The organism is Gammaproteobacteria bacterium (assembly GCA_015709635.1).
Classification (GTDB): domain Bacteria; phylum Pseudomonadota; class Gammaproteobacteria; order Burkholderiales; family Nitrosomonadaceae; genus Nitrosomonas.
Genome location: CP054180.1, coordinates 309865 through 336149 on the forward strand (window position 1 = coordinate 309865; position 26285 = coordinate 336149).

The 26285-nt window shown below is 50.6% G+C and carries 23 protein-coding genes; 20 read left to right on the forward strand and 3 right to left on the reverse strand.

From position 1 onward, the window contains the following. The first annotated feature begins 70 nt into the window (after positions 1-70). The 12 genes from HRU78_01420 (at position 71) to HRU78_01475 (ending at position 15180) form a co-directional block, all read left to right on the forward strand. Positions 71-1027: a methionyl-tRNA formyltransferase gene (locus HRU78_01420; protein ID QOJ22465.1), complete on the forward strand. Its 957-nt coding sequence runs from the start codon at positions 71-73 to the stop codon at positions 1025-1027. Further along, on the forward strand, positions 1020-2297 hold the full coding sequence (rsmB, locus tag HRU78_01425; protein QOJ24861.1) for a 16S rRNA (cytosine(967)-C(5))-methyltransferase RsmB: 1278 nt from the start codon (positions 1020-1022) through the stop codon (positions 2295-2297). Before HRU78_01420 ends, rsmB begins: the two co-directional genes overlap by 8 nt. After that, complete coding sequence (locus tag HRU78_01430) at positions 2275-2904, forward strand: DUF4390 domain-containing protein (GenBank protein QOJ22466.1); 630 nt, start codon at positions 2275-2277, stop codon at positions 2902-2904. Before rsmB ends, HRU78_01430 begins: the two co-directional genes overlap by 23 nt. Continuing rightward, complete coding sequence (locus HRU78_01435) at positions 2904-5096, forward strand: HAMP domain-containing protein (protein ID QOJ22467.1); 2193 nt, start codon at positions 2904-2906, stop codon at positions 5094-5096. Before HRU78_01430 ends, HRU78_01435 begins: the two co-directional genes overlap by 1 nt. 141 nt (positions 5097-5237) lie before the next feature. Beyond that, entirely contained in the window at positions 5238-6500 is a 1263-nt protein-coding gene (locus HRU78_01440; protein QOJ22468.1) for a sigma-54-dependent Fis family transcriptional regulator, read from the forward strand. A 190-nt stretch (positions 6501-6690) separates the two neighbouring features. Further along, positions 6691-8706, forward strand: a complete 2016-nt coding sequence (gene tkt, locus HRU78_01445; protein ID QOJ22469.1) for a transketolase — start codon at positions 6691-6693, stop codon at positions 8704-8706. Positions 8707-8786: 80 nt separating this feature from the next. After that, complete coding sequence (gene gap, locus HRU78_01450; GenBank protein ID QOJ22470.1) at positions 8787-9785, forward strand: type I glyceraldehyde-3-phosphate dehydrogenase; 999 nt, start codon at positions 8787-8789, stop codon at positions 9783-9785. A gap of 135 nt (positions 9786-9920) precedes the next feature. After that, the gene (locus tag HRU78_01455; GenBank protein ID QOJ22471.1) at positions 9921-11099 is read left to right on the forward strand and encodes a phosphoglycerate kinase; all 1179 of its coding nucleotides are present in this window, start codon (positions 9921-9923) and stop codon (positions 11097-11099) included. A gap of 15 nt (positions 11100-11114) precedes the next feature. Next, on the forward strand, positions 11115-12566 hold the full coding sequence (gene pyk / locus HRU78_01460) for a pyruvate kinase (protein ID QOJ22472.1): 1452 nt from the start codon (positions 11115-11117) through the stop codon (positions 12564-12566). A gap of 129 nt (positions 12567-12695) precedes the next feature. Beyond that, positions 12696-13760, forward strand: a complete 1065-nt coding sequence (locus HRU78_01465; GenBank protein QOJ22473.1) for a fructose-bisphosphate aldolase class II — start codon at positions 12696-12698, stop codon at positions 13758-13760. Positions 13761-13939: 179 nt separating this feature from the next. Further along, positions 13940-14530, forward strand: coding sequence for a restriction endonuclease (locus tag HRU78_01470; GenBank protein QOJ22474.1), 591 nt, complete (start codon positions 13940-13942; stop codon positions 14528-14530). 2 nt (positions 14531-14532) lie between these two features. Continuing rightward, on the forward strand, positions 14533-15180 hold the full coding sequence (locus HRU78_01475; GenBank protein QOJ22475.1) for an S-adenosylmethionine-binding protein: 648 nt from the start codon (positions 14533-14535) through the stop codon (positions 15178-15180). 69 nt (positions 15181-15249) lie between these two features. On the opposite strand, the gene HRU78_01480 is transcribed toward HRU78_01475, so the two are convergent. The 3 genes from HRU78_01480 to HRU78_01490 form a co-directional block, all read right to left on the reverse strand. After that, positions 15250-15528 (reverse strand): oxidative damage protection protein, encoded by a 279-nt coding sequence (locus HRU78_01480; protein ID QOJ22476.1) that lies wholly within the window; start codon positions 15526-15528, stop codon positions 15250-15252. 253 nt (positions 15529-15781) lie between these two features. After that, positions 15782-17098 (reverse strand): amino-acid N-acetyltransferase, encoded by a 1317-nt coding sequence (gene argA / locus HRU78_01485; GenBank protein ID QOJ22477.1) that lies wholly within the window; start codon positions 17096-17098, stop codon positions 15782-15784. Positions 17099-17136: 38 nt separating this feature from the next. Further along, positions 17137-17883, reverse strand: a complete 747-nt coding sequence (locus tag HRU78_01490; GenBank protein ID QOJ22478.1) for a 16S rRNA (uracil(1498)-N(3))-methyltransferase — start codon at positions 17881-17883, stop codon at positions 17137-17139. 161 nt (positions 17884-18044) lie between these two features. On the opposite strand from HRU78_01490, the gene HRU78_01495 reads away from it, so the two are divergent. From HRU78_01495 to HRU78_01530, 8 genes are all read left to right on the forward strand, one after another. Then, complete coding sequence (locus HRU78_01495) at positions 18045-18602, forward strand: thioredoxin family protein (GenBank protein ID QOJ22479.1); 558 nt, start codon at positions 18045-18047, stop codon at positions 18600-18602. Between the two features lie 2 nt (positions 18603-18604). After that, positions 18605-19393, forward strand: a complete 789-nt coding sequence (locus HRU78_01500) for an inositol monophosphatase (GenBank protein QOJ22480.1) — start codon at positions 18605-18607, stop codon at positions 19391-19393. A gap of 9 nt (positions 19394-19402) precedes the next feature. Beyond that, positions 19403-20854, forward strand: coding sequence for a Trk system potassium transporter TrkA (gene trkA / locus HRU78_01505; GenBank protein QOJ22481.1), 1452 nt, complete (start codon positions 19403-19405; stop codon positions 20852-20854). Positions 20855-20865: 11 nt separating this feature from the next. Beyond that, a complete protein-coding gene (locus HRU78_01510; GenBank protein ID QOJ22482.1) occupies positions 20866-22323 on the forward strand; it encodes a TrkH family potassium uptake protein in 1458 nt (485 codons plus the stop codon). A 24-nt stretch (positions 22324-22347) separates the two neighbouring features. Beyond that, positions 22348-22776: a response regulator gene (locus HRU78_01515; protein ID QOJ22483.1), complete on the forward strand. Its 429-nt coding sequence runs from the start codon at positions 22348-22350 to the stop codon at positions 22774-22776. A 355-nt stretch (positions 22777-23131) separates the two neighbouring features. Next, positions 23132-23938 carry a methane monooxygenase/ammonia monooxygenase subunit C gene (locus HRU78_01520; GenBank protein QOJ22484.1) on the forward strand — a complete coding sequence of 269 codons (807 nt, stop codon included), beginning with the start codon at positions 23132-23134 and terminating at the stop codon, positions 23936-23938. Between the two features lie 167 nt (positions 23939-24105). Next, positions 24106-24930 (forward strand): methane monooxygenase/ammonia monooxygenase subunit A, encoded by an 825-nt coding sequence (locus HRU78_01525; GenBank protein QOJ22485.1) that lies wholly within the window; start codon positions 24106-24108, stop codon positions 24928-24930. Next, positions 24930-26192, forward strand: coding sequence for a methane monooxygenase/ammonia monooxygenase subunit B (locus HRU78_01530; GenBank protein ID QOJ22486.1), 1263 nt, complete (start codon positions 24930-24932; stop codon positions 26190-26192). The genes HRU78_01525 and HRU78_01530 overlap by 1 nt, the downstream gene beginning before the upstream one ends. Positions 26193-26285: the final 93 nt, after the last annotated feature.

Genomic DNA, 26285 nt, shown 5'->3' on the forward strand with positions numbered 1-26285 from the left:
ATTAATGCACGGATTTCATCGACGCAATCAAATCCCCATCTTCTAATTAATAAGTGATCAATGCGTTAGCATGAAAATCCTATTTGCTGGAACTCCAGTATTTGCTGCTGCGGCACTGGATGCGCTGATTCAGGCGGATCATGAAATTGTCATGGTCTTGACCCAACCGGACCGGCCTGCGGGCAGAGGAATGAAAACGGCCGCCAGTGCGGTCAAGTTACTTGCAGAACAGCATCATCTCGCGTTATTGCAGCCCTTGACTCTGAAAGCTGCCGAAATACAGCAGCAATTGCAGGCATTACACGCGGATGTGATGGTTGTGGCGGCGTATGGATTGATTTTGCCGCAAGCGGTGCTCGCTATTCCCCGTCTGGGATGTGTGAATATTCACGCTTCACTGTTGCCGCGCTGGCGCGGTGCCGCACCGATTCAACGTGCCATTCTGGCGGGCGATCGTGAAACCGGTATCACCATCATGCAGATGGACGCCGGATTGGATACCGGTGCTATTTTGTTGACGCACGGTTTGGAGATCGCGGCGGACGACACGACGCAATCTCTGCATGATAAATTAAGTCAGCTCGGTGCGCGGAGCATCGTTGAAGCACTGGCGTTATTGCAACAGGGAAAACTGGTTCCTGCGGCGCAAGACGAGATGCAAGCCTGCTACGCAGCCAAAATAACCAAAACCGAAGCGCAGATCGATTGGCAACAAAGCGCGCAGCAGATAGACCGGCTCGTGCGGACATTCAATCCTAATCCGGGTGCTTATACACATTTCCGCGATACGGCGTTGAAGATATGGCAAGTCAAAACGATGAGCAGCAATACCGGGAAGCCGGGGGAAATTGTCGCGGTTGACCGGACAGGAATCATCGTCGCCTGCGGTTCCGGCTGGTTACGGCTCGAAACGGTGCAGAAACCCGGCGGTAAGAAAATGAGCGCAGCGGATTTTCTTGCCGGCAATCAGATACAGCCGGGTGAATGCTTTATTGCTGTGCATCATGCCGCTGCATTGCATGATTAAAACGCAACTGGCTGCGGCTTCTGCAATCGGTAAGGTATTGCACGGATCAAGTTTGACGGACGTGTTGCAGGAGGTTCGGCGCGCTGATCCGGCATTATCGAAACAGCAAAAAGGCGCCATCCAGGATTTAAGCTACGGTGTGCTGCGCTTTTACGGTCAATTGCAAGCGCTGCTCGGATTGTTACTGAAAAAGCCGTTGCACGATAAAGAATTGCAGCATTTGTTGCTGGTCAGCTTATACCAATTGCAGTACAGTAAAGCGATGCCGTACGCCGTGGTGGATCAAGCCGTTTCAGCTTCACGTGCTTTGGCGCGTGGCAAAGGAATGCAAGGGCTGGTGAATGCCGTGTTGCGCAATTTTATCCGGCAGCGCGAAAGCTTGTTGCAGCAAGCGATTGAAAAAGAAGAAGGGCGTTATTCGTATCCGCGCTGGTGGATTGATACCGTGCGCCGGCAGTATCCGCAAAAATTTCGTGCGATACTGGAAGCCGGCAACAAACATCCGCCCATGACGTTACGGGTGAACCGGCGCAAAATAAGCGTGGCGGCTTACCGCGATCTATTGACGGAAAAAGCGATGGCGGCGGAATCGCTGTGGGCCGATGCACTGCAACTGCATCAGCCGGTGGCGGTGGAGGATTTGCCTGGTTTTGCCGAAGGCTTGGTGACCGTACAAGACGCCGGTGCGCAGCTTGCCGCACCGCTCCTGGATGTGCATGACGGCATGCGGGTATTGGATGCATGCGCAGCGCCGGGAGGAAAAAGCACGCATATATTGGAATTGGCCGATGTGGCGTTGACGATACTGGATAATGAGGCGGCAAGGCTTGCACGGGTGCAACAGAATCTGCAGCGCTTGGGGATGACGGCAGAAAGGGTTGTGTGCGGCGATGCGGCGAATCCCGATGCTTGGTGGGATGGCCGTCCTTATGACCGTATTCTGGCGGACGTGCCGTGTTCGGCATCCGGTGTGGTTTGCCGCCACCCGGACATCAAATGGCTGCGGCGTGAAAGTGATTTGGCTAAGTTTGCGGAAAATCAACAGGCAATTTTGAATGCGCTGTGGAAAGTTCTAACTAAGGGTGGTAAGTTGCTTTACGTGACTTGCTCGGTTTTTGCTGAAGAAAATACCATGCAGATAGAGAGATTTCTTAGATGTCGGCCGGACGCGCAATTATTGCCGTTTTCGGTTGCGGCAATGAACGAGGGACAATTGTTACCGGATATTCAACACGATGGCTTCTTCTATGCGCTATTGCAAAAAGTCTGATCGTCATGCGCGTCGAGTAAAACCAGCATATATCAATCTTATCGCTTTATTATTGATTTTGCTGTTGCCGATATCCGCGGTTCGTGCGGAAGGCATACAGATAAAGTCTGTCAGTCTGGTAGCGGCGGAAACAGGGTATGAAATCAACATGGATACCGAGATTGCGCTCAATGAGACACTGGAACAAGCGCTTGAGAAAGGCATCGTGCTGTATTTTGTTGCCAAATTCAGTCTGTTTGACGCGCGCTGGTATAAGCTGAATGAGGAAGTGGCACGCAGTAAGTTTGTGGTCGGCTTGCGCTATTATGCGCTGACACGGCAATATCACCTGAATCATCCGGTGTTTTCACAAAGCTATTATTCATTAAAAGAAGCATTGCAAGCACTGGGACGGATACGCGATCTGCCGTTGACTGTTAAATCCGTATTAAAACCCGATGCCGATTATGTGGCATCCGTTCGAGTGTGGCTGGATCTGACGCGGATGCCCAAGCCATTTCAGGTGGAGACGATCGGTTCCAGCCAGTGGGATTTGAGTTCGGACAAACTGGAGTGGCACATGAAACTGCCCACACCAGAGGAACCGGTGCTGATTAAGGGGCAGTAATGAAATACGTGCTCATTGTGGGGGCCGGTGTGGGAGCGGTGATGCTTTTTCTGCTGGCCACTGCGGGTGCCAATACCGAGTTTTTTGAACGGAAATACCGCTTATTGCTGGGCATCAATATCGCCTTCGTGGTGTTTCTCATGGCGATTCTGGGGTTTTTGTTGTGGCGCTTCAGGCGCCGTCTCAAATCGGGCGTTTTCGGATCCAGGCTGGCGTTGCGTTTAATGCTGGTTTTTTCCTTGATGGCGATACTCCCCGGTGTTTTGGTGTACGCCGTATCGGTTCAGTTTCTCGGGAAGAGTATCGAATCCTGGTTCGATGTGAAAGTGGATCGCGCGCTGGAGGGCGGTTTGAATCTGGGGCATACCATGCTGGATAATTTACTGGAGGAGTTGCAGCGGAAAGCGCAAGCCACCGCATTGATTTTATCCGATCCTGCCAATCCGCCTCTATCGGTGCTGAATGAATTATTGTTGCAATCGCAGATTGGAGAAGCGACTTTGTTTAATCAGGATGGCAAGGTGATCGCCTTTTCCAGCGAGAGCAATCTGGCGTTATTTCCCGGAATACCCAATGCCGTCATCATGCGGTATATCCGCATGCAGAAAGCGTATGGCGCGATTGAATCGATTGCCGGGAAAGGGCTGTATTTGCGTGTGGTTGCACCTGTCAATGTATTGAGTTTGAAAGAGGACATCCGGATACTGCAGCTGCTGCAGCCGGTTCCGCTGCAGCTGGCAAAAGACGCGGAACGGGTACAGGCGGGTTATCAGGATTACCAGGAGCTTTCTTTGTCGCGGCACGGGTTAACCCGGCTGTATAGCGTCACCTTGACATTGGCGTTGTTGTTATCGTTGTTTTCGGCATTGGCGACGGCTTCGTTGCTCAGTGAAAAATTAAGCGCGCCTTTAGGTATGCTGGCCGAGGGTACGCGCGCGATTGCGCAAGGCGACTACAGCCGCCGTCATCTGGTTCAAAGCCGCGATGAGTTGGGCGTTCTGACGGAATCCTTCAATTTGATGACGCAACAACTGGAAGAAGCGCAAGCGGCTGCGCAGCATAATCAGCGGGCGGTCGAGAGAGCGCGCGCGCACCTGGAAAGTATTCTGGCGAATTTGTCATCGGGTGTGCTGGTATTTGACGATCAGCTGGTATTGTCCAAGGCAAATCGCAGTGCGGAGCAGATACTGCAAATACCGTTGATCAGTTTGGATGGTTCGATTATCGAAGGTTGCGTGAACAATGAACCGCAACTGAATGCCTTGATTACCGAGATCAAAGCGGGTTTTAATTCCGGGGAAGCCGGTGTTTGGCAGCGCCAATTGACACGTTCGGAAGACGGCCGCAATCAGGTCTTGTTGCTCAGAGGGACGCGTCTGCCCAAACTGTCGGGCGGCGGCGGTGTGGTGGTTTTTGACGATATTACCAATCTATTGCAAGTACAGCGCGCGGTCGCCTGGGGTGAGGTTGCGCGCCGGTTGGCGCATGAAATTAAAAACCCGCTGACGCCGATTCAGCTCTCCGCCGAGCGCGTGCAGCACAAATTGATCAATAAGCTGAACGAGGAAGACGCCAAGTTTTTGCGGCGCTCAACCGAAACCATTGTCAATCAGGTGGAAGCGCTGAAAAAAATGGTGAACGAATTTAATCAGTATGCGCGCGTTCCTGAGCTGGAATTGCGCCAGCTGGACTTGAACCGGCTGGTGCACGAAGTGCTGGCGCTTTATGAAACGGCGAATATGGCGGCTGAAAATAACCAGCATGCGCATGTGCACATCAAACAGGTATTGATGGATGATTTACCGCTGATCAGAGGCGATTCGGCGCAATTGCGTCAGGTGTTGCATAATTTGTTGCAGAATGCGCAGGATGCGCTGATTGACACCCCGGAGCCTGTGATCGAAGTGAAAACCGACAAGGTACACGGTGGTGTGCAATTCAGTGTGCGTGATAACGGCTGCGGTTTTTCGGATGAGATCAGGGCGCGAGTTTTCGAACCGTATGTCACGACTAAGCCGAAAGGGACCGGGCTGGGTTTGCCCATTGTGAAAAAAATTGTGGAAGAGCATGAAGGCATTATTCACATTGAAAATATTAAACCGCACGGTGCGCAAATTTCAATTATCCTGCCGGCGGTGGAGAAGAGCGCGTCTGCAGCAGACAATCCGGCTGATAGTAAATTGATCGGATAATAAATCGGTGATGACGGAATTGATAAATAAAATTTCGATACCAGGTCATTCGTCAATCAAGGAACTTGGAATCCATACTGATCGTGAAATTTGACAGTTGTAGCCAAGCTGATTAGATTTCGGTGGTGGAGAAAACACTAAATGATAACGAACAATACAATACTGATTGTGGATGACGAAATCGGCATACGCGAATTGCTGTCCGAAATTTTGCGTGACGAAGGATATCGGGTGGCTTTGGCGGAAAATGCCGAGCAGGCCCGGATCTGGCGCGCGCAAACGCGCCCCGATCTGGTGCTGCTGGATATTTGGATGCCTGATACGGACGGTATTACGTTGCTGAAAGAATGGGCCAGTAACGGCCTATTGACGATGCCGGTTATCATGATGTCCGGGCACGGTACGATCGATACCGCGGTGGAAGCTACGCGTATCGGTGCATTCGGTTATCTGGAAAAGCCGATACCGTTGCAAAAGCTCTTGAGTACTGTCAGTAAAGCTTTGCGCGGGGCGCAAAATAAGCAGCAATCGGCGCTCTCGCTTGCCAGTCTGGGTAAAGGCGCTCTGATTCTTGATCTGAGAAAAAGACTGGAACAAGTGGTGAACTTGAAAACACCCGTGTTGTTGATGGGAGAGCCGGGTGCGGGTGCGGAGATTTGTGCGCGTTTCATGCATCGCCCGAATACGCCTTGGGTGGAGCCCGAAACCTTAACGACATTGGCCGAGTCGCCGCTGCAGTTGCTGGAACATGCGCGTGACGGTTTGCTATTTCTTAAGGATGTCGGGGAAATCAGCAAATTAGCGCAGAAAGGCTTGCTGTTATTGCTGAGCAAACTGCAAAAATATAATGTCCGGCTGGTTTGCGCAACATCTCAACCATTGGCGGAGCTGACGGCGCAGGGCGCTTATCATCCCAAGTTGTACGAAATATTGAGCAGTCTCAGCATCGGTATTCCGGCACTGCGAGCGCATCGGGAGGATATTCCCGAGCTCGCCAATCAAATTTTGTCGCGTTTCGTAGAGGCAGGGGAAGCGCCGTCCACGTTGCAGTTCAGCACCGCAGCACTCAATTGTTTGCGCAATTATGACTGGCCCGGCAACCTGACTCAATTGACCGGTGTGGTGCATTCTTTAGCACTGACGTGCACCGGCGATGAGATTTCCGCTGAAGCCGTGCAGCAAGCGATGGCTTTTCCGGAATCAGCTACGACATCGGTCGCACCGGAGATTCCATTGGACTTGTCATTGCGCGAAGCGCGCGATTTGTTTGAAAAAACTTATTTTGAGCGCTTGATCGATCAAGAAAATGGCAATATGACACGAGTTGCCGAGCGGGCCGGCTTGGAACGGACGCATCTGTACCGCAAAATAAAATTGCTGGGAATTAAATTGCGCGGGAACTGATTTTGTCAGGATACTCCGCTGCTAGCGGATTGGTTTTAAGCGCAAAAAGTGAAGATCTCTAGTTGTCCTATCCTCTATCTTGGAGGATAATATCGCATTTTGTTTATGCGCCGGTATGATGCGCTTTTATTAAGTTAGCGCACAGGTCGGTCTTTTCTATTTTGTTGAAAATATCAGGGAGTTAGTATCAATGGGGACATTCAAGGATTTTGACGCGCCGGTGTTTAAGGAGTTAACCAGTGCGATTCGTGCATTGGCGATGGACGCCGTGCAAAAAGCCAATTCCGGTCACCCCGGTATGCCGATGGGTATGGCGGAAATTGCTGAAGTGCTGTGGATTCACCATCTGCGTCATAATCCTGGCAATCCGGGGTGGGTGGATCGTGATCGGTTTATTCTTTCCAACGGACATGGATCGATGCTGATCTATGCATTATTACATCTGACTGGTTACGATCTACCGATGGAAGAAATCAAAAAATTCAGGCAGTTTCATTCCAAGACACCCGGCCATCCGGAGTACGGTTATACACCCGGTGTGGAAACCACAACCGGTCCGTTAGGTCAGGGTATTACCAACGCGGTCGGTATGGCGTTGGCGGAAAAAGTGCTTGCCGCCGAATTTAACCGTCCCGGTTATAACATTGTCGATCACTATACCTATGTTTTCCTGGGTGATGGTTGCTTGATGGAAGGTATTTCGCACGAGGCTTGTTCTCTGGCGGGTACTTTAGGGTTAGGGAAGCTGATTTGTTTTTACGACGATAACGGCATTTCCATCGACGGTCATGTGGAAGGCTGGTTTACCGACGATACGCCGAAGCGTTTTGAATCTTATGGCTGGCATGTCGTGCCTAACGTGAACGGTCACGATCCGGTGGCCATCGAGGCGGCCATTGAGGCTGCCAAGAAGGTTAATGACAAACCCTCCATGATTTGCTGTAAAACGGTTATCGGCATGGGATCGCCAAATATGGCCAATACCCACTCGGTGCATGGTGCAGCGTTGGGCGATGCGGAAATTGCCGCAGCGCGTCCGCATATCGGCTGGCATTATCCGCCATTTGAAATTCCGCAGCATGTCTATAGCGCCTGGGATGCGCGAGCAAAGGGGCAGAGACTGGAGGTCGAATGGAATGAGAAATTTGCTGAGTATGCGGAAAAGTATCCTGCCGAGGCAGCCGAATTTAATCGCCGCATGGCGGGCGAATTGCCTGCTAGCTGGCGTAGTCACGCCGATGGCGTTATCAATCAAGTTAACGCGAAAGCGGAAACCATCGCCAGCCGCAAAGCTTCACAAAATGCAATTGAAGGCTTGGCGTCCGTTTTACCTGAATTGATCGGCGGTTCCGCCGACCTGGCGGGTTCCAATCTGACCTTGTGGTCGGGTTCCAAAGGGATCAGTAAACAGAACGGCGGTAATTACGTGTACTACGGTGTGCGCGAATTCGGTATGAGCGCCATGATGAACGGATTGTCGCTGCACGGCGGTTTGATTCCCTACGGTGCAACCTTCCTGATGTTCTCCGAGTATGCTCGTAATGCGCTGCGCATGGCCGCATTGATGAAAATCCGTAATATTTTTGTCTTCACGCACGATTCGATCGGCCTGGGTGAGGATGGCCCGACGCATCAACCGGTAGAACAGACTGCGACATTGCGCTTGATTCCTAATATGGACGTATGGCGTCCATGCGATACGGTTGAGTCAACCGTATCATGGGCGCATGCCATCGAACGCAAAAACGGTCCGTCGACATTGATATTCAGCCGTCAGAATTTGCCGTTCCAGAAACGCGATGCCGCTACCATTAAACTGATCGATAACGGCGGTTATGTGCTGTCCGAGGCAGGTAATGGCAAGCCGCAAGCCGTTCTGATAGCGACAGGCTCGGAAGTGGGTCTGGCGATGAATGCGCAGAAAGCGTTGGCCGAGGAAGGCATACACGTGCGTGTGGTATCCATGCCTTGTACCAATGTATTTGATCGTCAGGAACCATCCTACAAAGACAGTGTCTTGCCGAAGGGTGTCAAACGCGTTGCGGTGGAAGCGGGAGTGACCGATTTCTGGCGTAAGTACGTCGGGCTGGACGGCGCGGTCATCGGTATGGATACTTTTGGCGAATCAGCACCTGCGGATGTGTTATTTAAGCATTTTGGCTTTACCGTCGAGAATGTCGTCAAAACAGTCAAAGGCATTCTCTGATCCAAATTATGATTAAAGCAAGCTGGGCGTGATGCTTATCCGCCGGTGAGCAACAAGTTTTTTATTTAAGGAGTTTTAGTATGACAATTAAGGTTGGTATTAATGGGTTTGGTCGTATCGGGCGCATGGTTTTCCGCTCAGCAGTGCAGAATTTTTCGGATATCGAAATCGTTGCCATTAACGATTTGCTGGAACCGGATTATCTGGCTTATATGTTGAAGCATGACTCGGTGCATGGCCGCTTCCACGGTGACGTTTCCATCGAGGGTAATACGCTGGTGGTGAATGGTAAAAAAATCCGCTTGACCGCGGTTAAAGATCCGGCCGAGCTGAAATGGAACGAAGTCGGCGCGGAAGTTGTCATCGAATCGACCGGTTTATTCCTGACCAAGGAAACTTGTGAAAAACACCTGGCAGCCGGTGCCAAGAAAGTCATTATGTCGGCACCTTCCAAAGACGATACACCGATGTTCGTGTATGGCGTGAATGACAAGTCTTACAAAGGCGAAGCCATTATTTCCAATGCTTCCTGCACCACCAACTGTTTGGCGCCGATCGCCAAAGTATTGAACGATAAATGGGGTATCAAACGCGGACTGATGACCACCGTGCACGCAGCAACCGCAACGCAGAAAACCGTGGACGGCCCATCCAATAAAGATTGGCGCGGTGGCCGCGGTATTCTGGAAAACATCATCCCTTCTTCAACCGGTGCCGCCAAGGCAGTCGGTGTGGTGATACCGCAATTGAACAAAAAACTGACCGGCATGGCTTTTCGTGTTCCGACATCGGACGTGTCCGTCGTGGATTTGACCTGTGAGCTGGAAAAAGAAGCGAGCTACGACGAAATTTGCAAAGCGATGAAAGAAGCTTCCGAAGGCTCCATGAAGGGCGTTCTGGGTTATACCGATCAAAAAGTGGTATCCACCGACTTCCGTGGCGAAAGCTGCACCTCCATTTTTGATGCGGAAGCAGGTATGGCGCTGGATAAAAGCTTTGTGAAAGTGGTCGCATGGTACGATAATGAATGGGGCTATTCCACCAAAGTGCTGGAGATGGTTCGTACCGTCGCCAAATAGCTTTGTATGGACAGGTTAGCGATGCGGAAAATGGAATTCTGCTTGCTACCTGTTTTAACCAGCTCATTTATTGAGACATAAAGGGTAGCGTTTGCTATCCTTTATATTTTCTTAAAGACAATTTTGGAGTTTATCGTGTCTGTTATTAAGCTTGTTGATCTGGACCTGAAAGGTAAACGTGTATTCATACGCGCTGATCTCAATGTGCCTGTAAAGGATGGAAAAGTGACCTCGGATGCGCGTATTACCGCTTCCATGGCGACCATCAATCATTGTATTAAGCAAGGCGCCAAGGTGATGGTGACTTCTCACCTGGGCCGTCCTGAAGAAGGTGTATGGACGGAAGAAAACTCACTGAAACCCGTGGCGGATAATATTGCCAGCCGCTTAGGAAAGCCGGTGCGTCTGATCAAGGATTGGGTCGATGGCGGATTTGATGTGGCTGCCGGAGAGCTGGTGGTGCTGGAGAATTGCCGCATTAATAAGGGTGAAAAGAAAAATGTCGAAGAAACCGCGCAGAAGTACGCGAAACTATGCGATGTGTTTGTCATGGATGCTTTCGGCACCGCGCATCGTGCAGAGGCCTCAACCCACGGTATCGCGAAATACGCTCCGGTGGCTTGCGCCGGTATTTTGCTGACAGAAGAGCTGGATGCGCTGACCAAAGCGCTGTTGAATCCGGCACGTCCGATGGTGGCGATTGTCGGCGGTTCGAAAGTCTCCACCAAACTGACGGTACTGGAATCATTATCAGAGAAAGTGGATCAACTGGTGGTGGGCGGCGGTATTGCCAATACTTTCCTGAAAGCGACCGGTAAAAATGTCGGCAAATCATTGTGCGAAGATGATCTGGTGCCGACCGCCAAAGTACTGATGGATAAAATGGCGAAACGCAATGCGTCGATTCCGGTTGCGGTCGATGTGGTCGTCGGTAAAAAATTTGATGCCAACGAACCGGCGGTATTAAAAGATGCCGGTAATGTGGCGGACGATGACATGATTTTTGATATCGGCCCGAAAAGCGCGCAGGAACTGGTGGACATTATCATGAAAGCGGGCACGGTGGTATGGAACGGCCCGGTGGGCGTATTCGAGTTCGATCAATTCGGCGCCGGAACCGAGAAAATTGCCCGCGCGATCGCGGAAACGAAGGCTTTCACGTTAGCGGGCGGCGGTGATACCATTGCAGCTATTCAGAAATATGACATCTACGACAAAGTTTCCTATATTTCAACGGCAGGTGGCGCATTCCTGGAATTTTTGGAAGGTAAGAAACTGCCGGCAGTGGAAATACTGGAAATGCGCGCCAAATAATCAGCACGAGAAACCATGATTCGAAGAACAAAAATCGTAGCGACACTGGGACCCGCCTGTAACAATCCTAAAATATTGGATCGCCTCATCCGGGCCGGTGTCGATGTTGTTCGGATCAATTTTTCTCACGGCACGCGCGAACAGCATATCGAATTTGCCGAAATGACGCGTTCGTTGGCGCGCGCTGCGGGACTTACGGTGGGTGTGCTGGCCGATTTGCAAGGGCCGAAAATCCGCGTCGGCAAATTTGAGCACGGCAAAATCCGGCTTGAGGTCGGCGATCAGTTCATTCTGGATGCCAATTGTGAACTGGGTAATCAGGAACGGGTCGGGCTGGATTACAAGGAACTGCCGAACGATCTGGAGACCGGCGCCACGCTGATGCTCGACGATGGTCGCATTGTATTGGGTGTGTCTCATGTCAAAGGTCACCAAGTATTTTGCGTGGTCGAGCAAGGCGGCATCCTGTCGAACAATAAAGGTATTAACCGCAAAGGCGGCGGGCTCGGCGCACCGGCGCTGACCAGCAAGGATCTGGAAGATATCAAAACCGCTGCGGAATTGGGTGCGGATTATCTGGCCGTATCGTTTGTGCGCTCCGGCGATGATATCCGTCAGGCGCGCGCATTGTTGCAGGAAGCGGGCGGCAGAGGCATGGTCATGGCCAAGATCGAACGTTCCGAAGCCATTCTGGCGTTGGACGATATTCTCGAAGCATCGGATGCGATCATGGTGGCACGCGGTGACTTGGCAGTCGAAGTCGGCGATGCCGCCGTTCCGGCGCTGCAAAAACGGATGATCCGCTCGGCGCGGGCCAACAATAAAACCGTTGTTACCGCTACGCAAATGATGGAATCGATGATTACCAATCCGATTCCGACGCGCGCTGAAGTTTCCGATGTGGCCAACGCGGTGTTGGATGGCACCGATGCGGTGATGCTGTCGGCGGAATCCGCCGCTGGTGAATATCCGGTGGAAGCGGTCGAAGCGATGGCCAGAGTTTGCCTGGAAGCGGAAAAGGAATATCTGGTCAATACCGACCGACGGATGCAGAATATTAACCCGGCCACGATCGAAGAAGCGATCGCTCGCGCGACGATGCATACGGCCAGCGGTTTACAGATTCGCGCCATTGCCGCGTTGACGCAAAGCGGTGTGACGGCATTGCTGATGTCGCGGCGGAGCTCCAAAGTACCTATTTTCGCATTGAGTCCGAATGAAGAAACGCGCCGGCGGGTGACATTGTTCCGCGGCGTTTATCCGGTGGAGTTCGGTGCGGGATTGAACGATCCGGAAGAAATTCTGAATCTGGCGGAACAGGAATTGCTCAATCGCGGTGTGGTGCGAGCGGGCGATATCATGGTGATGACGATCGGTGAACCGGTCGGTAAAACTGGCGGCACCAATACGATGAAAATTATCAGGGTCGGTGAGTGGAAAACGAGACAAGGCATTGATGCAACTTGAACTACCGGTTGCATCGCTGTCCGGATAAGCGCACCGGCGATCACGCAAAAACAATCTAGCGGTATTCATGCAACATAATCGCTATACTAACGATTATAAAATTTTATCAAGTAAATATAGGAGATCTAAATGGCACTCGTATCACTAAGACAATTACTCGATCATGCGGCGGAAAACGGTTACGGCTTGCCGGCTTTCAACGTCAACAATCTGGAGCAGATCCAAGCGATCATGCAAGCGGCGGATGAATGCAATAGCCCGGTGATCATGCAAGGTTCGGCCGGTGCGCGGAAATATGCCGGTGAAGCATTTTTGCGTCATTTGATTGAGGCAGCCGTCGAATCCTATCCGCATATACCGATTGTGATGCATCAGGATCATGGTGCTTCTCCCTCCGTTTGCGTTAACGCGATCCGTAGCGGTTTCTCAAGCGTCATGATGGACGGCTCATTGCAAACAGACGCCAAAACACCATCTACTTACGAATACAACGTCAATGTTACAGCCGATGTCGTTAACATCGCGCACTCTGTTGGCGTATCGGTAGAGGGCGAACTGGGTTGCCTGGGTTCTCTGGAATCCGGCATGGGTGAAGCCGAAGACGGCCACGGCGCGGAAGGCGTGTTATCGCATGATCAACTGTTGACCGATCCGGAAGAAGCCGCCGACTTTGTGCGAAAAACCGGCGTGGATGCACTGGCAATCGCTATCGGAACTTCGCACGGCGCATATAAATTTACCCGCAAACCCACCGGCGATATTCTGGCGATCCAACGCATCAAAGAAATTCACGCGCGCATTCCCAATACCCACCTGGTTATGCACGGCTCCAGCTCGGTACCGCAAGAATGGCTGGAAATCATCCGCCAATTCGGCGGTGACATCAAAGAAACCTATGGTGTTCCAGTCGAAGAAATTCAACAAGGGATCAAGTATGGCGTGCGTAAAGTCAATATCGACACGGATATCCGCCTGGCGATGACCGGCGCGATCCGCCGCAGTCTGGAAAAAGACAAAAGCAATTTCGACCCGCGCAAATTCTTGAAAGAAGCAACCGCAGCGGCCAAAGACATTTGTAAAGCACGCTTCGAAGCCTTCGGCTGCGCCGGACAGGCCGGAAAAATTAAGCCAATTTCTCTGGAAAGTATGGCAAATCGCTATGCTAAAGGCGAATTGAACGCGGTTATTAAGTAGTCTCATCACATCAGCAGCCAATAGAACCATCATGAGTTGTAGAATTTAATTTGTACGCTCATGATGGAACAAGGCCAAAAAGTTGTTTCAGCAGCACTTCATAAACTTTATTATTCGTTTGCATCATGGCTGGCTTCACTATGTTCTAGCTAGGCGATTATGAAATTAATGGGGATTTCATGGGTATTGAATTGCTTCCGGATTTCGTTCGAGAAAAGTATGAAGTGCACGAATGGAAGCATGCCTGCGCAATCTTAAAGGAGGATTTTCCTACCGAGTGGAATGACATATTGTCAGTTCTGAAAGATTTTCGCTTGAAAAAGAGCTGGATTACAAATCCAGGTGGTAGAAAATCAAAGGTTTCTGAATTTATAGACACATATCTCTATGCGCGCGGGTGGGTTGAGAAAGAATTTCAAACACAAGTTGTCGTTGATCAAAATGTGATGGATGCGCCGACGCATAAAGTAGATTGTTTCCGGAATCGTGTGGCACTAGAAATTGAGTGGAACAATAAAGATCCTTTCTTCGACCGGGATTTGAATAACTTCCGGCTTCTTTTTGATCTGCGTGCAATTAGTGTGGGCGTCATAATCACGCGCTGTGATAATCTTCAGGATATATTCAATGAGCTCGGTAGGGGAAGTTCCTATGGAGCTTCAACGACGCACATGAGCAAGCTTCTGCCGCGCATCATGGGTGGGAGTGGAGCAGGTTGTCCGCTGCTCGTGTTTGGGATTTCAAAATCACTTTATATTGAGGATGAATAATTATGAACGCATCAGATGATCTCTTAGAGAGTGTTGGAAAGAGAAAATTTGCATCCGTTCTAGCGGATCCGCCTTGGCAGTTTCAAAACAGAACTGGAAAAATGGCACCTGAACATAAACGGCTTTCCAGGTATCCGACAATGACATTGCAGGAAATCAAAGATTTGCCAGTTGAGGCCATTGTTAGTGAAACTGCACATCTTTATCTATGGGTTCCAAATGCCTTACTTGCGGATGGTTTGCAGGTTATGGAACATTGGGGTTTTACGTATAAGACAAACTTGATTTGGTATAAAGTGAGAAAAGATGGTGGGCCGGATAGAAGGGGGGTTGGTTTTTATTTCAGGAATGTCACTGAAATGATTCTTTTTGGCGTAAGAGGGAAGAATGCTCGCACATTACAGCCGGGGAGAAGTCAAGAAAACATTATCTCAACACAGAAGAGAGAACATAGCCGGAAACCGGATGAGCAATATGAGATTATAGAAGCATGCAGTCCCGGTCCATACATTGAGCTTTTTGCAAGAGGTCCAAGGAAAGGCTGGGTTGGGTGGGGAAATCAAGCAGATGACTACACACCTAATTGGGATACATATTCTAATCATTCGCAATCAAATGTTATTTCACTTAAGCAAAAGCGATTGTTTTAAATGCGGCCTCTGAAATAATTTAGAAGAATATCAATAATTTCTCATTTAGTTAAAAGATTCTCACGTTAATTAAGATTGTTCTTTCGGAGGCACATACCCCGCCGCCTGCTCCGCACCTTCCCCAAAAAAATGCGCTTCCATTTGTTCCGCTAGATATTTCCGTGCTTTGGCGTCTGAGAGATTCAAACGGTTTTCGTTGACCAGCGTGGTTTGGTGTTTGATCCACTGACTCCAGGCTTCCTTGGAGACATTCTCAAAAATTCGTTTGCCCAGTTCGCCGGGGTAGGTTTGAAAATCCAGGCCTTCGGCTTCGCGGCCTAGTTTGATGCATTTCACCATTCTTGCCATTTGCTGTATCCACTCCAAGTCGATTAAGGAAGCTCTGAAAAACTACTGCGCTTGGTTTTGCTGTGTTGAGATCAAGCTCAAAATGCTCATTTACAACTTGTAAACTGCGCTTCTCGCCTGATTCCGCCTTGCCCTGACCGTCGCTCGCTACTTTTTTCAGAGCTATCTTAAAGATATTCAGGAAGAAAAAGAACCGGCATTATGAAACGTTCGTTTGGCTGAGTAAACTATCCCGGTGAATTTTCTTTGCGCATTACAAATGCTTGATTAGCACTTTCGAGCGGCGCTGGTAGTTATATAAATTCTGTTTGGTTTTCGGCAATTCGGCAGGGGTGGCCTGGTTGAAGCCGTGTTCGATGAACCAATGCGTGGCGTGCGTGGTGAGCACGAACAGTTTGTGGATGCCCTGCGCGATGGTTTTGTTTTCGATATGTTTGAGCAGGTGTTCGCCGTGTCCTTGGTCGCGGTAGTCCGTGTGGATCGCCAAGCAGGCGAGTTCACAGGCATTTTCTTCGGGGAACGGATACAGTGCCGCGCAGCCGAGGATGATGCCGTCGTGCTCAAAAACGGTAAAACGGTCGATTTCAATTTCAAGCAACTCACGCCCGCGTCTGACCAGAATGCCTTCGGCTTCGAGCGGTTCGATCAGTTGCAGGATTCCGCCGACATCGTCGATACGCGCTTTGCGCAGCGCTTGCAGCGTTTCCTGCGAGATCATGCAACCGATGCCGTCGTGCGTAAACAGTTCCTGGATGATGGCGCCGTCGATATGCCGGCTGACCAGATGCGCGCGCGTCACACCCAATTCACAGGCTTTGGTCGCGTATTGCAGCGATGACCGGATCGCATCCGGTATTGGCGCTGCTGCTGCCGGTGCTTTGTTTTCCAGCAGCAATTTACTTTCCGGCAAGGTGAGTTCGCGCGGCAATACAGCGGTATCGGCGTTATCCAGCAGAAGAATCAGTTTCTCGGCGTGGAGTGCGATGGCGGTCTCAGACGCCACATTTTCCATCGTCAAGTTAAAAATCTCGCCGGTGGGCGAGTAGCCCAGCGGCGAAATCAGCACTACATCGCCTTGTTCCAGGCGCGAGTGAATCGCCGGTGCGTTGATTTTGCGCACTTTGCCGGTATGCATCAGGTCGATGCCCTGAATGACGCCGTATGGACAAGCGGTGACGAAATTTCCGCTGGTCACGCGGATGGCGGCATTGGCCATCGGTGAATTGGGCAAACCCATCGACAGCAAGGCGGCGATCTCGTGGTGCACGCGCCCGACCGATTCCTTGACGCACTGCAACGCGGCGGGGTCGGTGACGCGCATGCCCATGACGGTTTGCGTTTCCAGTTGCGACTCATCCAGGCGCAGTTGAATTTGCGGACGCGCACCGTGCACCAATACCAAACGAACACCGAGACTGGCGAGCAAGTTGACGTCATGAATGAAATTGACAAAAGTTGCATTCGTGACCATTTCGCCGCTGAACCCGATGACGAAGGTTTTTCCTCTGAACGCGTTGATATATGGGGCGACCGAGCGGAACCAGGCGACAAATTCGGCGGGTGTGTTCATGGTGATTGAAGATTGGGAGTTTCTGTTCATCAGATCGATTAAAAATCGCCCCATAAAGTCTGTAATGCGGCGATTGCCGCCAAAGCGGCACTTTCGGTACGCAGGATGCGTTTTCCCAAACGCACTGGAATGAAACCGGTGTGCAAAACGGCCGCTTCCTCTTCCGGCGTAAACCCGCCTTCGGGGCCGATCACGAGCGCCAGATTTGCATCGGCAGAAGGTTTTGCAATGCTGTGTAAGCTTTGTGTGGCTGTTGTGGATAGCATCAGGGACAGATCGTTGGGCGATTTGTCCGCTTTTTTCCGGCTCAACCACTCGGGCAGCGTCATCAATGGCGATACTGGCGGCACATAATTTCTGCCGCATTGCTCACACGCGGAAACGGCGATTTTTTGCCAATGTTGCTGACGCTTGCTGGCGCGTTCGCCGGATAGGTGCACGATACTGCGCGCCGTGGAAACCGGTTGTATGCGTGTCACACCCAGCTCCACCGCTTTCTGTATGATCCAATCCATTTTTTCATTGACGCAGACTGCTTGCGCAAGCTCGATCGACAATGGCGATTCGCAGTCGGTGTCGTGATAGGTGCCGACCAGAACCGTCGTGCCAGATTTGTTGGCTTGGTCGATGTGCGCCGAGAATTCACCGCCGCGCCCGTTGAACAGCGTAACCGCGTCGCCTTTTTTTAGCCGCAGTACTTGTGCGGCATGACGCTGATTGGTATCGGATAACGCGACGAGTTGTCCGGTGGCGATTTCATCGGGGTGATAGAAGCGCGCATGCATGATGGGAGTTTAGCCGGGGTAAGTAACCAATTCGATAAATAGACTCATGATAATATAGCACGTTATGCATCCGGCATTGTCTGACCGCTGTTTCGTTTCTTGAACGCGGCAAGCTGGAACAACGATTTTTAAGAATATCATCAATTGTAGGAGAAAAAGACATGGCAAGTTTGGAAACACCCGTCTGCGACTTCGGTTGGAAAGCGCTTGATTTTGATTTATTGGGCGTCGACGGCAAGCGCTATAACCTGGCTTCGGCAAAAGGCGAGAACGGTTTGCTGGTGATGTTCATCTGCAACCATTGCCCGTATGTGAAAGCGGTGCAGGATCGCATTATCCGCGATGTGAATGAGTTGAAGCCGCACGGCATCAATGCTATCGCCATCATGTCAAACGATCCGGCCGATTATCCGGAAGATTCGTTCGAGAATATGGCGCTGATCGCGAAAAAACTGGATTATCCTTTTCTTTATGTGTGGGACGAAACGCAAGACATAGCGAAGAGATATGGTGCGGTATGCACGCCCGATTTTTTTGGTTTTAACAGCAAATTGGAGTTGCAGTACCGCGGGCGGCTGGATGCGTCGCGTAAGGAAGCCGCGCCTGCCGATGTGCGCCGCGATTTGTTCGAAGCTATGCTGCAAGTGGCCAAAACCGGCCGCGGTCCGGCGGAGCAAATCCCGAGCATCGGTTGTTCGATCAAGTGGCGTGCGGAGTAAATGTGCTGGAAAAAGTGATCACGGCGGTAAAAGAAGTCGCGCAGCAAGACGTCATGCCGCGTTATCTGCAAGTAGACCGGCAGATCAAATCGGACGGCAGCTTTTTTACCGAAGCGGATGTGGCAGCGCAAAAAGCGTTGCTGGGTAAATTGCAGGCGATCCATCCCGCCGCTGCGATGGGCGAGGAAATGACCGAAGCGGAGCAGAAGGCACAATGGACCAAGGGGCAGTCCGGATTGTGGAGTATCGATCCGATTGACGGCACGTCCAATTTTCTCAATGGATTGCCTTATTTCGCCATTTCCGTGGCTTTCATGGAACAGGGTAAAAGTGTTCTGGGGGTGATTTACAACCCGGTGACTGACGAAATGTTTTACGCCACCAAAGGCGGCGGTGCTTTCTTGAACGGCGTCGCATTACCGTTAAAGAAGCATGTGCCGGCATTATCCGGTGCCATGGCCAATGTGGACTTGAAGCGGCTGGACCGGAAATTTGCCGCCATAGTGGCTGCCTATCCGCCGTTTGCCTCGCAGCGCAACTTCGGTGCGTGCGCACTGGAATGGTGTTATACCGCCGCCGGTTATTTTGATTTGTATTTGCACGGCGGGCAGAAGCCGTGGGATTACGGCGCGGGTTCCTTGATTCTCGCTGAAGCGGGCGGACATATGTGCGGCTTCGAACAGGACGACTACTGGGCGGGATCGCCGTGGCAACGGTCTGTGATAGCGGCACTGAATCCCGGGTTATTTGCGCAATGGCGCGACTGGGTGCGCGCGAACCGGAAAGGATAAACCGTTCCAATGAAAATTATCATTCTGGGGGCTGGTCAAGTCGGTTCATCGGTGGCGGAAAGCTTGGTCAGCGAGGCCAACGACATCACCATGGTCGATGTCGATCCGAAGCGCTTGGCATTACTGCAGGATCGTTTTGATTTACGCACCGTCGTCGGCAACGCTTCGCATCCATCGGTATTGGTCAATGCCGGCGCGCCCGATGCGGATATGGTGCTGGCAGTCACCGAGCACGATGAAACCAATTTGGTGGCATGTAAACTGGCCGCTACCCTTTTTAATACGCCGACTAAAATCGCGCGTATCCGTTCTACCGAATACTTGGCACACCCGGAAATTTTTTCGACGGAAAACTTCTGTGTCGATTTTGCCATTTCCCCGGAGCAGATTCTGACCGAATATATCGAGAAGCTGGTCGAGTTTCCCGAAGCCTTGCAAGTGCTGGATTTTGCCTCGGGGAAAGTGAGCCTGGTTGCGGTGCGCGCACTAAAAGGCGGCTCGCTGGTCGGGCAAGAGTTGCAGCAACTGCGTAAACATGTTCCCACCGTGGATACCCGTGTGGCGGCTATTTTCCGTCAGGATCGGCCGATTATACCGGAAGGCGATACCGTAATCGAAGCGGAGGACGAAGTATTTTTTATCGCTGCAACCGAAGATATCCGTACGGTGATGCGGGAGTTGCGCAAAATGGATAGACCGGTTGAGCATGTAATGATTGCCGGTGGTGGAAGAATCGGCAAGCGGCTCGCGACGACACTGGAGAAAGATTATCAAGTCAGGATCATAGAACGCAATTATCAAACTTGTGAGCGTTTGGCCGGTGAGTTGAGTAGCACGCTGGTGCTGCATGGCGATGCCACGGATGAAGATCTACTGGACGATGAGAATATCGCCGAAATGGATTTGTTTTGCGCGCTGACGAACGACGAAGAGAATAATATTATGGCGGCGCTGTTGGCAAAGCGCATGGGGGCGCATAAAGTCATCGCCTTGATCAACCGCCGCGCTTATGTGGATCTGGTGCAAGGCAGCCGCATCGATATCGCGATTTCGCCGGCGCAAGTGACAATCGGCTCATTGCTTGCCTACGTGCGTCACGGCGATGTTGCCGCGGTGCACAGCTTGCGGCGCGGTGCGGCGGAGGCATTGGAGCTGGTTGCGCATGGCGATGCGCGCTCGTCCAAAGTGGTCGGACGCAAGATTGAAGAGGTCAAACTGCCAAAAGGTGCAACCATCGGCGCCATCGTGCGCGGCTTGCCGAGATCGGAAGCGTTGTTCGGTGCAAGTCCAGCTTTCGGGCAGGAAACGGAACTACCGGAATCGAGTTACGCGGCGCGCGTCATCATTGCGCATCACGATACGGTGATCGAATCGGAGGATCATGTGATCCTATTCGTGATCAATCGCAAAATGATCCGTGAAGTGGAAAAACTGTTTCAGGTTAATGTCGGCTTTCTGTAACGAATAACCGTATGAATCGTTTGTTTGCTGTTGTTAATGTGCTCGGCAAGATGGTGCTGGTATTTGGTCTGACCATGTTGATTCCGCTGGGCTTGGCGTTGTGGAGTAATGACGGCACGCATTTGGTCTTTGGCAAATCGATAATCTTTACGCTGGGTTGCGGATTGATGATGTCGGCTGCGACACAGCGCTTTAAACGCGAATTGCAGACACGGGATGGTTTCTTGCTGGTTGTGCTGGTGTGGTCGGCACTGCCGGCATTCGCCATGTTGCCGCTGCTGCTGCAACTTCCGGAACTTAATCTCAGCATGGCTTATTTTGAAGCGGCTTCGGGCTTGACCGCCACGGGTGGCACGGTGTTGTCAGGCCTGGATGCGCTACCGCCCTCCATCAATTTATGGCGTGGCGAGATGGTATGGCTTGGCGGTATGGGGTTGATCGTATTGGCGGTCGCGATTCTGCCATTGTTAGGCGTGGGTGGCCGGCAATTGCTGAATGCCGAAATACCGGGACCGATGAAGGAGAACAAACTGACGCCGCGCATCGCTGAAACGGCCAAAGGATTGTGGTCGATTTACGCTAGCCTGACAGTGGCGTGTGTTTTTGCTTACAAGTGGGCCGGCATGGATTGGTTCGATGCGGTGATGCATGCTTTCACGACCTTGGGATTAGGCGGCTTTTCATCGCATGACGCGAGCTATGCTTACTGGGATTCTCCGCTCATTGAATCGGTCGCGATTTTCTTTATGCTAATCGCCGGGATCAACTTTGCGACGCATTTTCTGGCTTGGCGGGCAAAGAATTTGATTTTTTATTGGTATGACTCCGAAGTAGGGGCGTATTTTCTGATCGTGCTCGCGAGTTGCATTGGTCTGGCATTGTATTTGTGGTTTTCCGGTGTTTATGCGGAGCCGCTGATTGCATTGCGTTACGCCGCTTTTAACATAGTTTCGGTAGCGACGACCACCGGTTACAGTAATACCGATTACAGCTTGTGGCCGGTGTTTGTTCCGCTCTGGATGTTATTTTTGTCCGGCTTCTGCACTTCTTCAGGCTCTACCGGCGGCGGTATTAAAATGATTCGGGCGCGAATTCTGTATCAGCAGGTCTATCGTGAAATTATCACGATCATGCATCCAAGTGCTGTCATTCCGGCCAAATTGGGCAGAAATGTGCTGGCAAATCGCGTCATTCTTGCGGTATTAGTATTTCTGTTTGTATATTCGGTGAGCATCGTACTGATGACGTTTGCATTGACTCTTAGTGGGTTAGATGTCATTACATCCTTTTCTGCCGCAGTAGCTTGTATCAATAATTTGGGGCCGGGTCTTGGCGATATCGGGCCGGCAACCACGTATGCATCGCTAACGGATTTTCAAACATGGATTTGCAGCTTTGCCATGCTGTTGGGTAGATTGGAATTTTTTACGGTGCTCGCGATTTTTACTCCGGCATTTTGGAGGAAATAAAATTCATAGCGATATGCCGGGTTTATGAGCATGTGTCAATTTTCAGAAGGAGTTCAGGTGGAAAATACCGGTGTATTGAAAGGTATTAAAGTCATGGTGATTGATGACAGTAATACCATCCGGAAAAGTGCTGAGATTTTTCTGAGGCCTTTCGGTTGTCAGGTGATTCTGGCGGAAGATGGTTTTGAAGCGATGTCGAAAATTGTAGAGAACCAGCCTGATATTATTTTTGTTGATATCACAATGCCGCGGCTCGATGGTTATCAAACGTGCAAACTGATTAAAAATAATCCTATTTATCAATCAACTCCTGTAGTCATGTTATCCAGCAAAGATGGATTATTTGATAAAGCACGAGGGCGGATGGCAGGATCGAATGATTATCTAACAAAACCATTTACCGCAGAAGGTTTATTGAGCATAATACGTAGCTATACTTTGCAACCAAATTGAGTAGTGTAATTTAGTATTGAGAATGTAATGCTTATCTTCAATTGAGTTTAATAAAGGAGATTAAGTTTATGTTGAATATACCTGAAGATTATTCTCTTAATATTTGTATGTGAAGTAGAATCAGGCATATCATAAGTGAAAATCCCTGAGGGGGAGTGTGGGATTTTATGACAAATGACTTGACTTAGAGGGGTAAGGTCGACTAGCCTGAGAGGTGTGGTTAAATTAGGGGAGAAAAATAGGCTAATTTAGCTGCCGAGATAAAAGTAAAAGCAGTACTAATTAATTAGTATTAGAAGAAGTAGAGAGTAAAAGAACGAGAAGTAGTTTTGATTAACAGTTAGGAGGTAGAAACATGGCAACAACCTATGGCACGTCAAGTGCATCAAGCGCAAGCTATGACATGTCGCTGTGGTACGACTCGAAGTACTACAAGCTGGGCATGTTAACAATGCTGTTGGTAGCGATATTCTGGATCTGGTACCAAAGGACGTTTGCATACTCACACGGTATGGACTCGATGGAACCGGAATTTGACAAGGTATGGATGGGACTGTGGCGCGTTCACATGACCCTGATGCCGCTGTTTGCGTTGGTAACCTGGGGCTGGATACTGAAGACCCGCGACACCAAAGAACAACTGGACAATCTGGACACCAAACTGGAAATTAAACGTTATTTCTACTGGATGATGTGGCTGGGTGTGTATCTGTTTGGTGTTTACTGGGGCGGTAGCTTCTTCACCGAGCAAGACGCATCGTGGCACCAAGTGATTATTCGTGACACCAGCTTCACACCAAGTCACGTAGTGGTGTTCTACGGCTCATTCCCGATGTACATCGTGTGTGGCGTAGCATCCTACCTGTACGCGATGACCCGTCTGCCGTTATACAGCCGCGGTACATCATTCCCGCTGGTTATGGCGATTGCCGGCCCGCTGATGATTCTGCCGAACGTTGGTTTGAACGAATGGGGTCACGCATTCTGGTTCATGGAAGAACTGTTTAGCGCGCCACTGCACTGGGGCTTTGTAATTCTGGGCTGGGCAGGTTTATTCTCGGGCGGTATTGCAGCACAAATCATCACCCGTTACTCGAACCTGACCGACGTAACCTGGAATGGTCAAAGCAGAGAGATTCTGAACAACAGAATCGTACCTTAATTCTTGAGGTTAATTCTTCCTGCCCGGCTGGGCGGGAAGGATAGAAGAATTTAAGAAAGATTAGCAGCAGTCATGAAAACGGCCGATAGGCTGACGACAAAAAGAAGCAAGGGAATCGTCAAGTTTTCATAATTTAATATCACACGAAATGAAGAAGGGAGGGTCTAGTGAGTAGAACAGACGAAATTTTAGCAGCGGCGAAGATGGTGCCGGAAGCGGTCAAGATGTCCAGATACATAGATGCGGTATATTTTCCGATTCTGTGTATATTGCTGGTAGGAACCTATCACATGCACTTCATGCTGTTAGCAGGAGACTGGGATTTCTGGTTGGATTGGAAAGACCGTCAATGGTGGCCGGTAGTGACACCGATTGTAGGTATCATGTACTGTGCAGCACTGATGTATTACCTGTGGGTAAACTATCGCCTGCCATTTGGCGCGACACTCTGTATCGTATGCCTGTTAGTAGGTGAATGGCTGACCCGTTACTGGGGCTTCTACTGGTGGTCACACTATCCGCTCAACTTTGTACTGCCATCGACCATGATTCCAGGTGCGTTGATGATGGATACGATTTTACTGTTGACGGGTAACTGGCTGATCACAGCCCTGTTAGGCGGCGGCTTCTTTGGTTTATTCTTCTACCCGGGCAACTGGCCGATTTTTGGCCCAACCCACTTACCGGTGGTTGTTGAAGGCGTATTGCTGTCAGTAGCTGACTACACAGGTTTTCTGTACGTACGTACGGGTACACCTGAATACGTTCGCCTGATTGAGCAAGGCTCACTGCGTACCTTTGGTGGTCACACCACAGTGATTGCAGCGTTCTTCGCAGCATTCGTATCCATGCTGATGTTCTGCGTATGGTGGTACTTCGGTAAACTGTACTGCACCGCTTTCTACTATGTTAAAGGCGAAAGAGGACGCATATCAATGAAGAACGACGTAACCGCGTTTGGTGAAAAAGGCTTTGCACAGGGGATTAGATAATGAACATAAGAAGCATATTTAAACTGGGCGTATTAGGCCTGTATGGAGCAGCGATTGGAGCGGCATCGCTGGCGATGACGCTGACGGTAGACGTCAAGACGGCAGCGGCACACGGTGAGCGCTCACAAGAACCGTTCCTGCGCATGCGTAGTATTCAATGGTACGACTTGAAATGGCAACCGAAAGTCACCAAAGTGAACGACATTGCGACGATGACCGGTAACTTCCACTTAGCGGAAGACTGGCCCCGTGCGGTAGGTAAGCCAACCCGTGCATTTTTTAACGTAGGTAGCCCAAGCCCGGTGTTTGTACGTTTAAGCACCAAACTGAACGGCGAACCGACGTTTATTTCCGGCCCGCTGGAAATCGGTCGTGACTATGCATTTGAAGTCAGACTGAAAGCACGTATCCCTGGACGCCATCACATGCATGCGATGGTGAACATTAAAGATGCAGGTCCTATTGCAGGTCCGGCTTCTTGGATGAACATCTCCGGCAGCTGGGATGACTTTACCAACCCAGTGACCACACTGACCGGTAAAACCATTGACCTGGAAACGTTCAACTTCAGCAACGGCATATTCTGGCACATCGTATGGCTGGGCTTAGGTTGCTTCTGGATTGGCTACTTTGTAGCGAAACCGATGTTCCTACCGCGTAGCCGTGTACTGCTGGCGTATGGTGACGAATTATTAACCTCTCCAACCGACAGAAAAGTAGGTCTTGCAGTAGCTATTCTGACCTGCGCGATCGTTTGGGGCGGCTATCGTTACACCGAAAGCGTACACCCATACACAGTACCGATCCAAGCGGGCGAATCGAAAGTAGCACCGTTACCGATTGCACCGAACCCTGTTGCGATCAAAGTAACGCACGCTAACTACGACGTACCGGGCCGTGCACTGCGTGTAACGATGGAAATCACCAACAACGGTGACTCAGAAGTCAACATCGGTGAATTCACGACAGCGGGCGTACGCTTTGTGAACGAACTGGGCCGCAAACACCTGGATCCTGACTATCCAAGAGAACTGGTAGCAACTGGTTTGACGGTGGATGGCGACAGAGGTGTTCAACCTGGAGAAACCCGTGAAGTTAAGATGGAAGCCAAAGACGCGTTGTGGGAAGTACAACGTTTGATGGCGCTGTTGGGTGACCCGGAAAGCCGCTTTGGTGGCTTGCTGATGACCTGGGACCAAGCAGGCAATCGTTACATCAACAGTATTGCTGGTGCGGTAATTCCAGTCTTTACCAAACTGTAATAAGAGAAGTTAGGCATCAACACCGGTACACCACTGTCGCAAGACAGCCGGTGTACCGGTTTTTTTTGGCAAAGAAATAAAGTAAAAATTTAG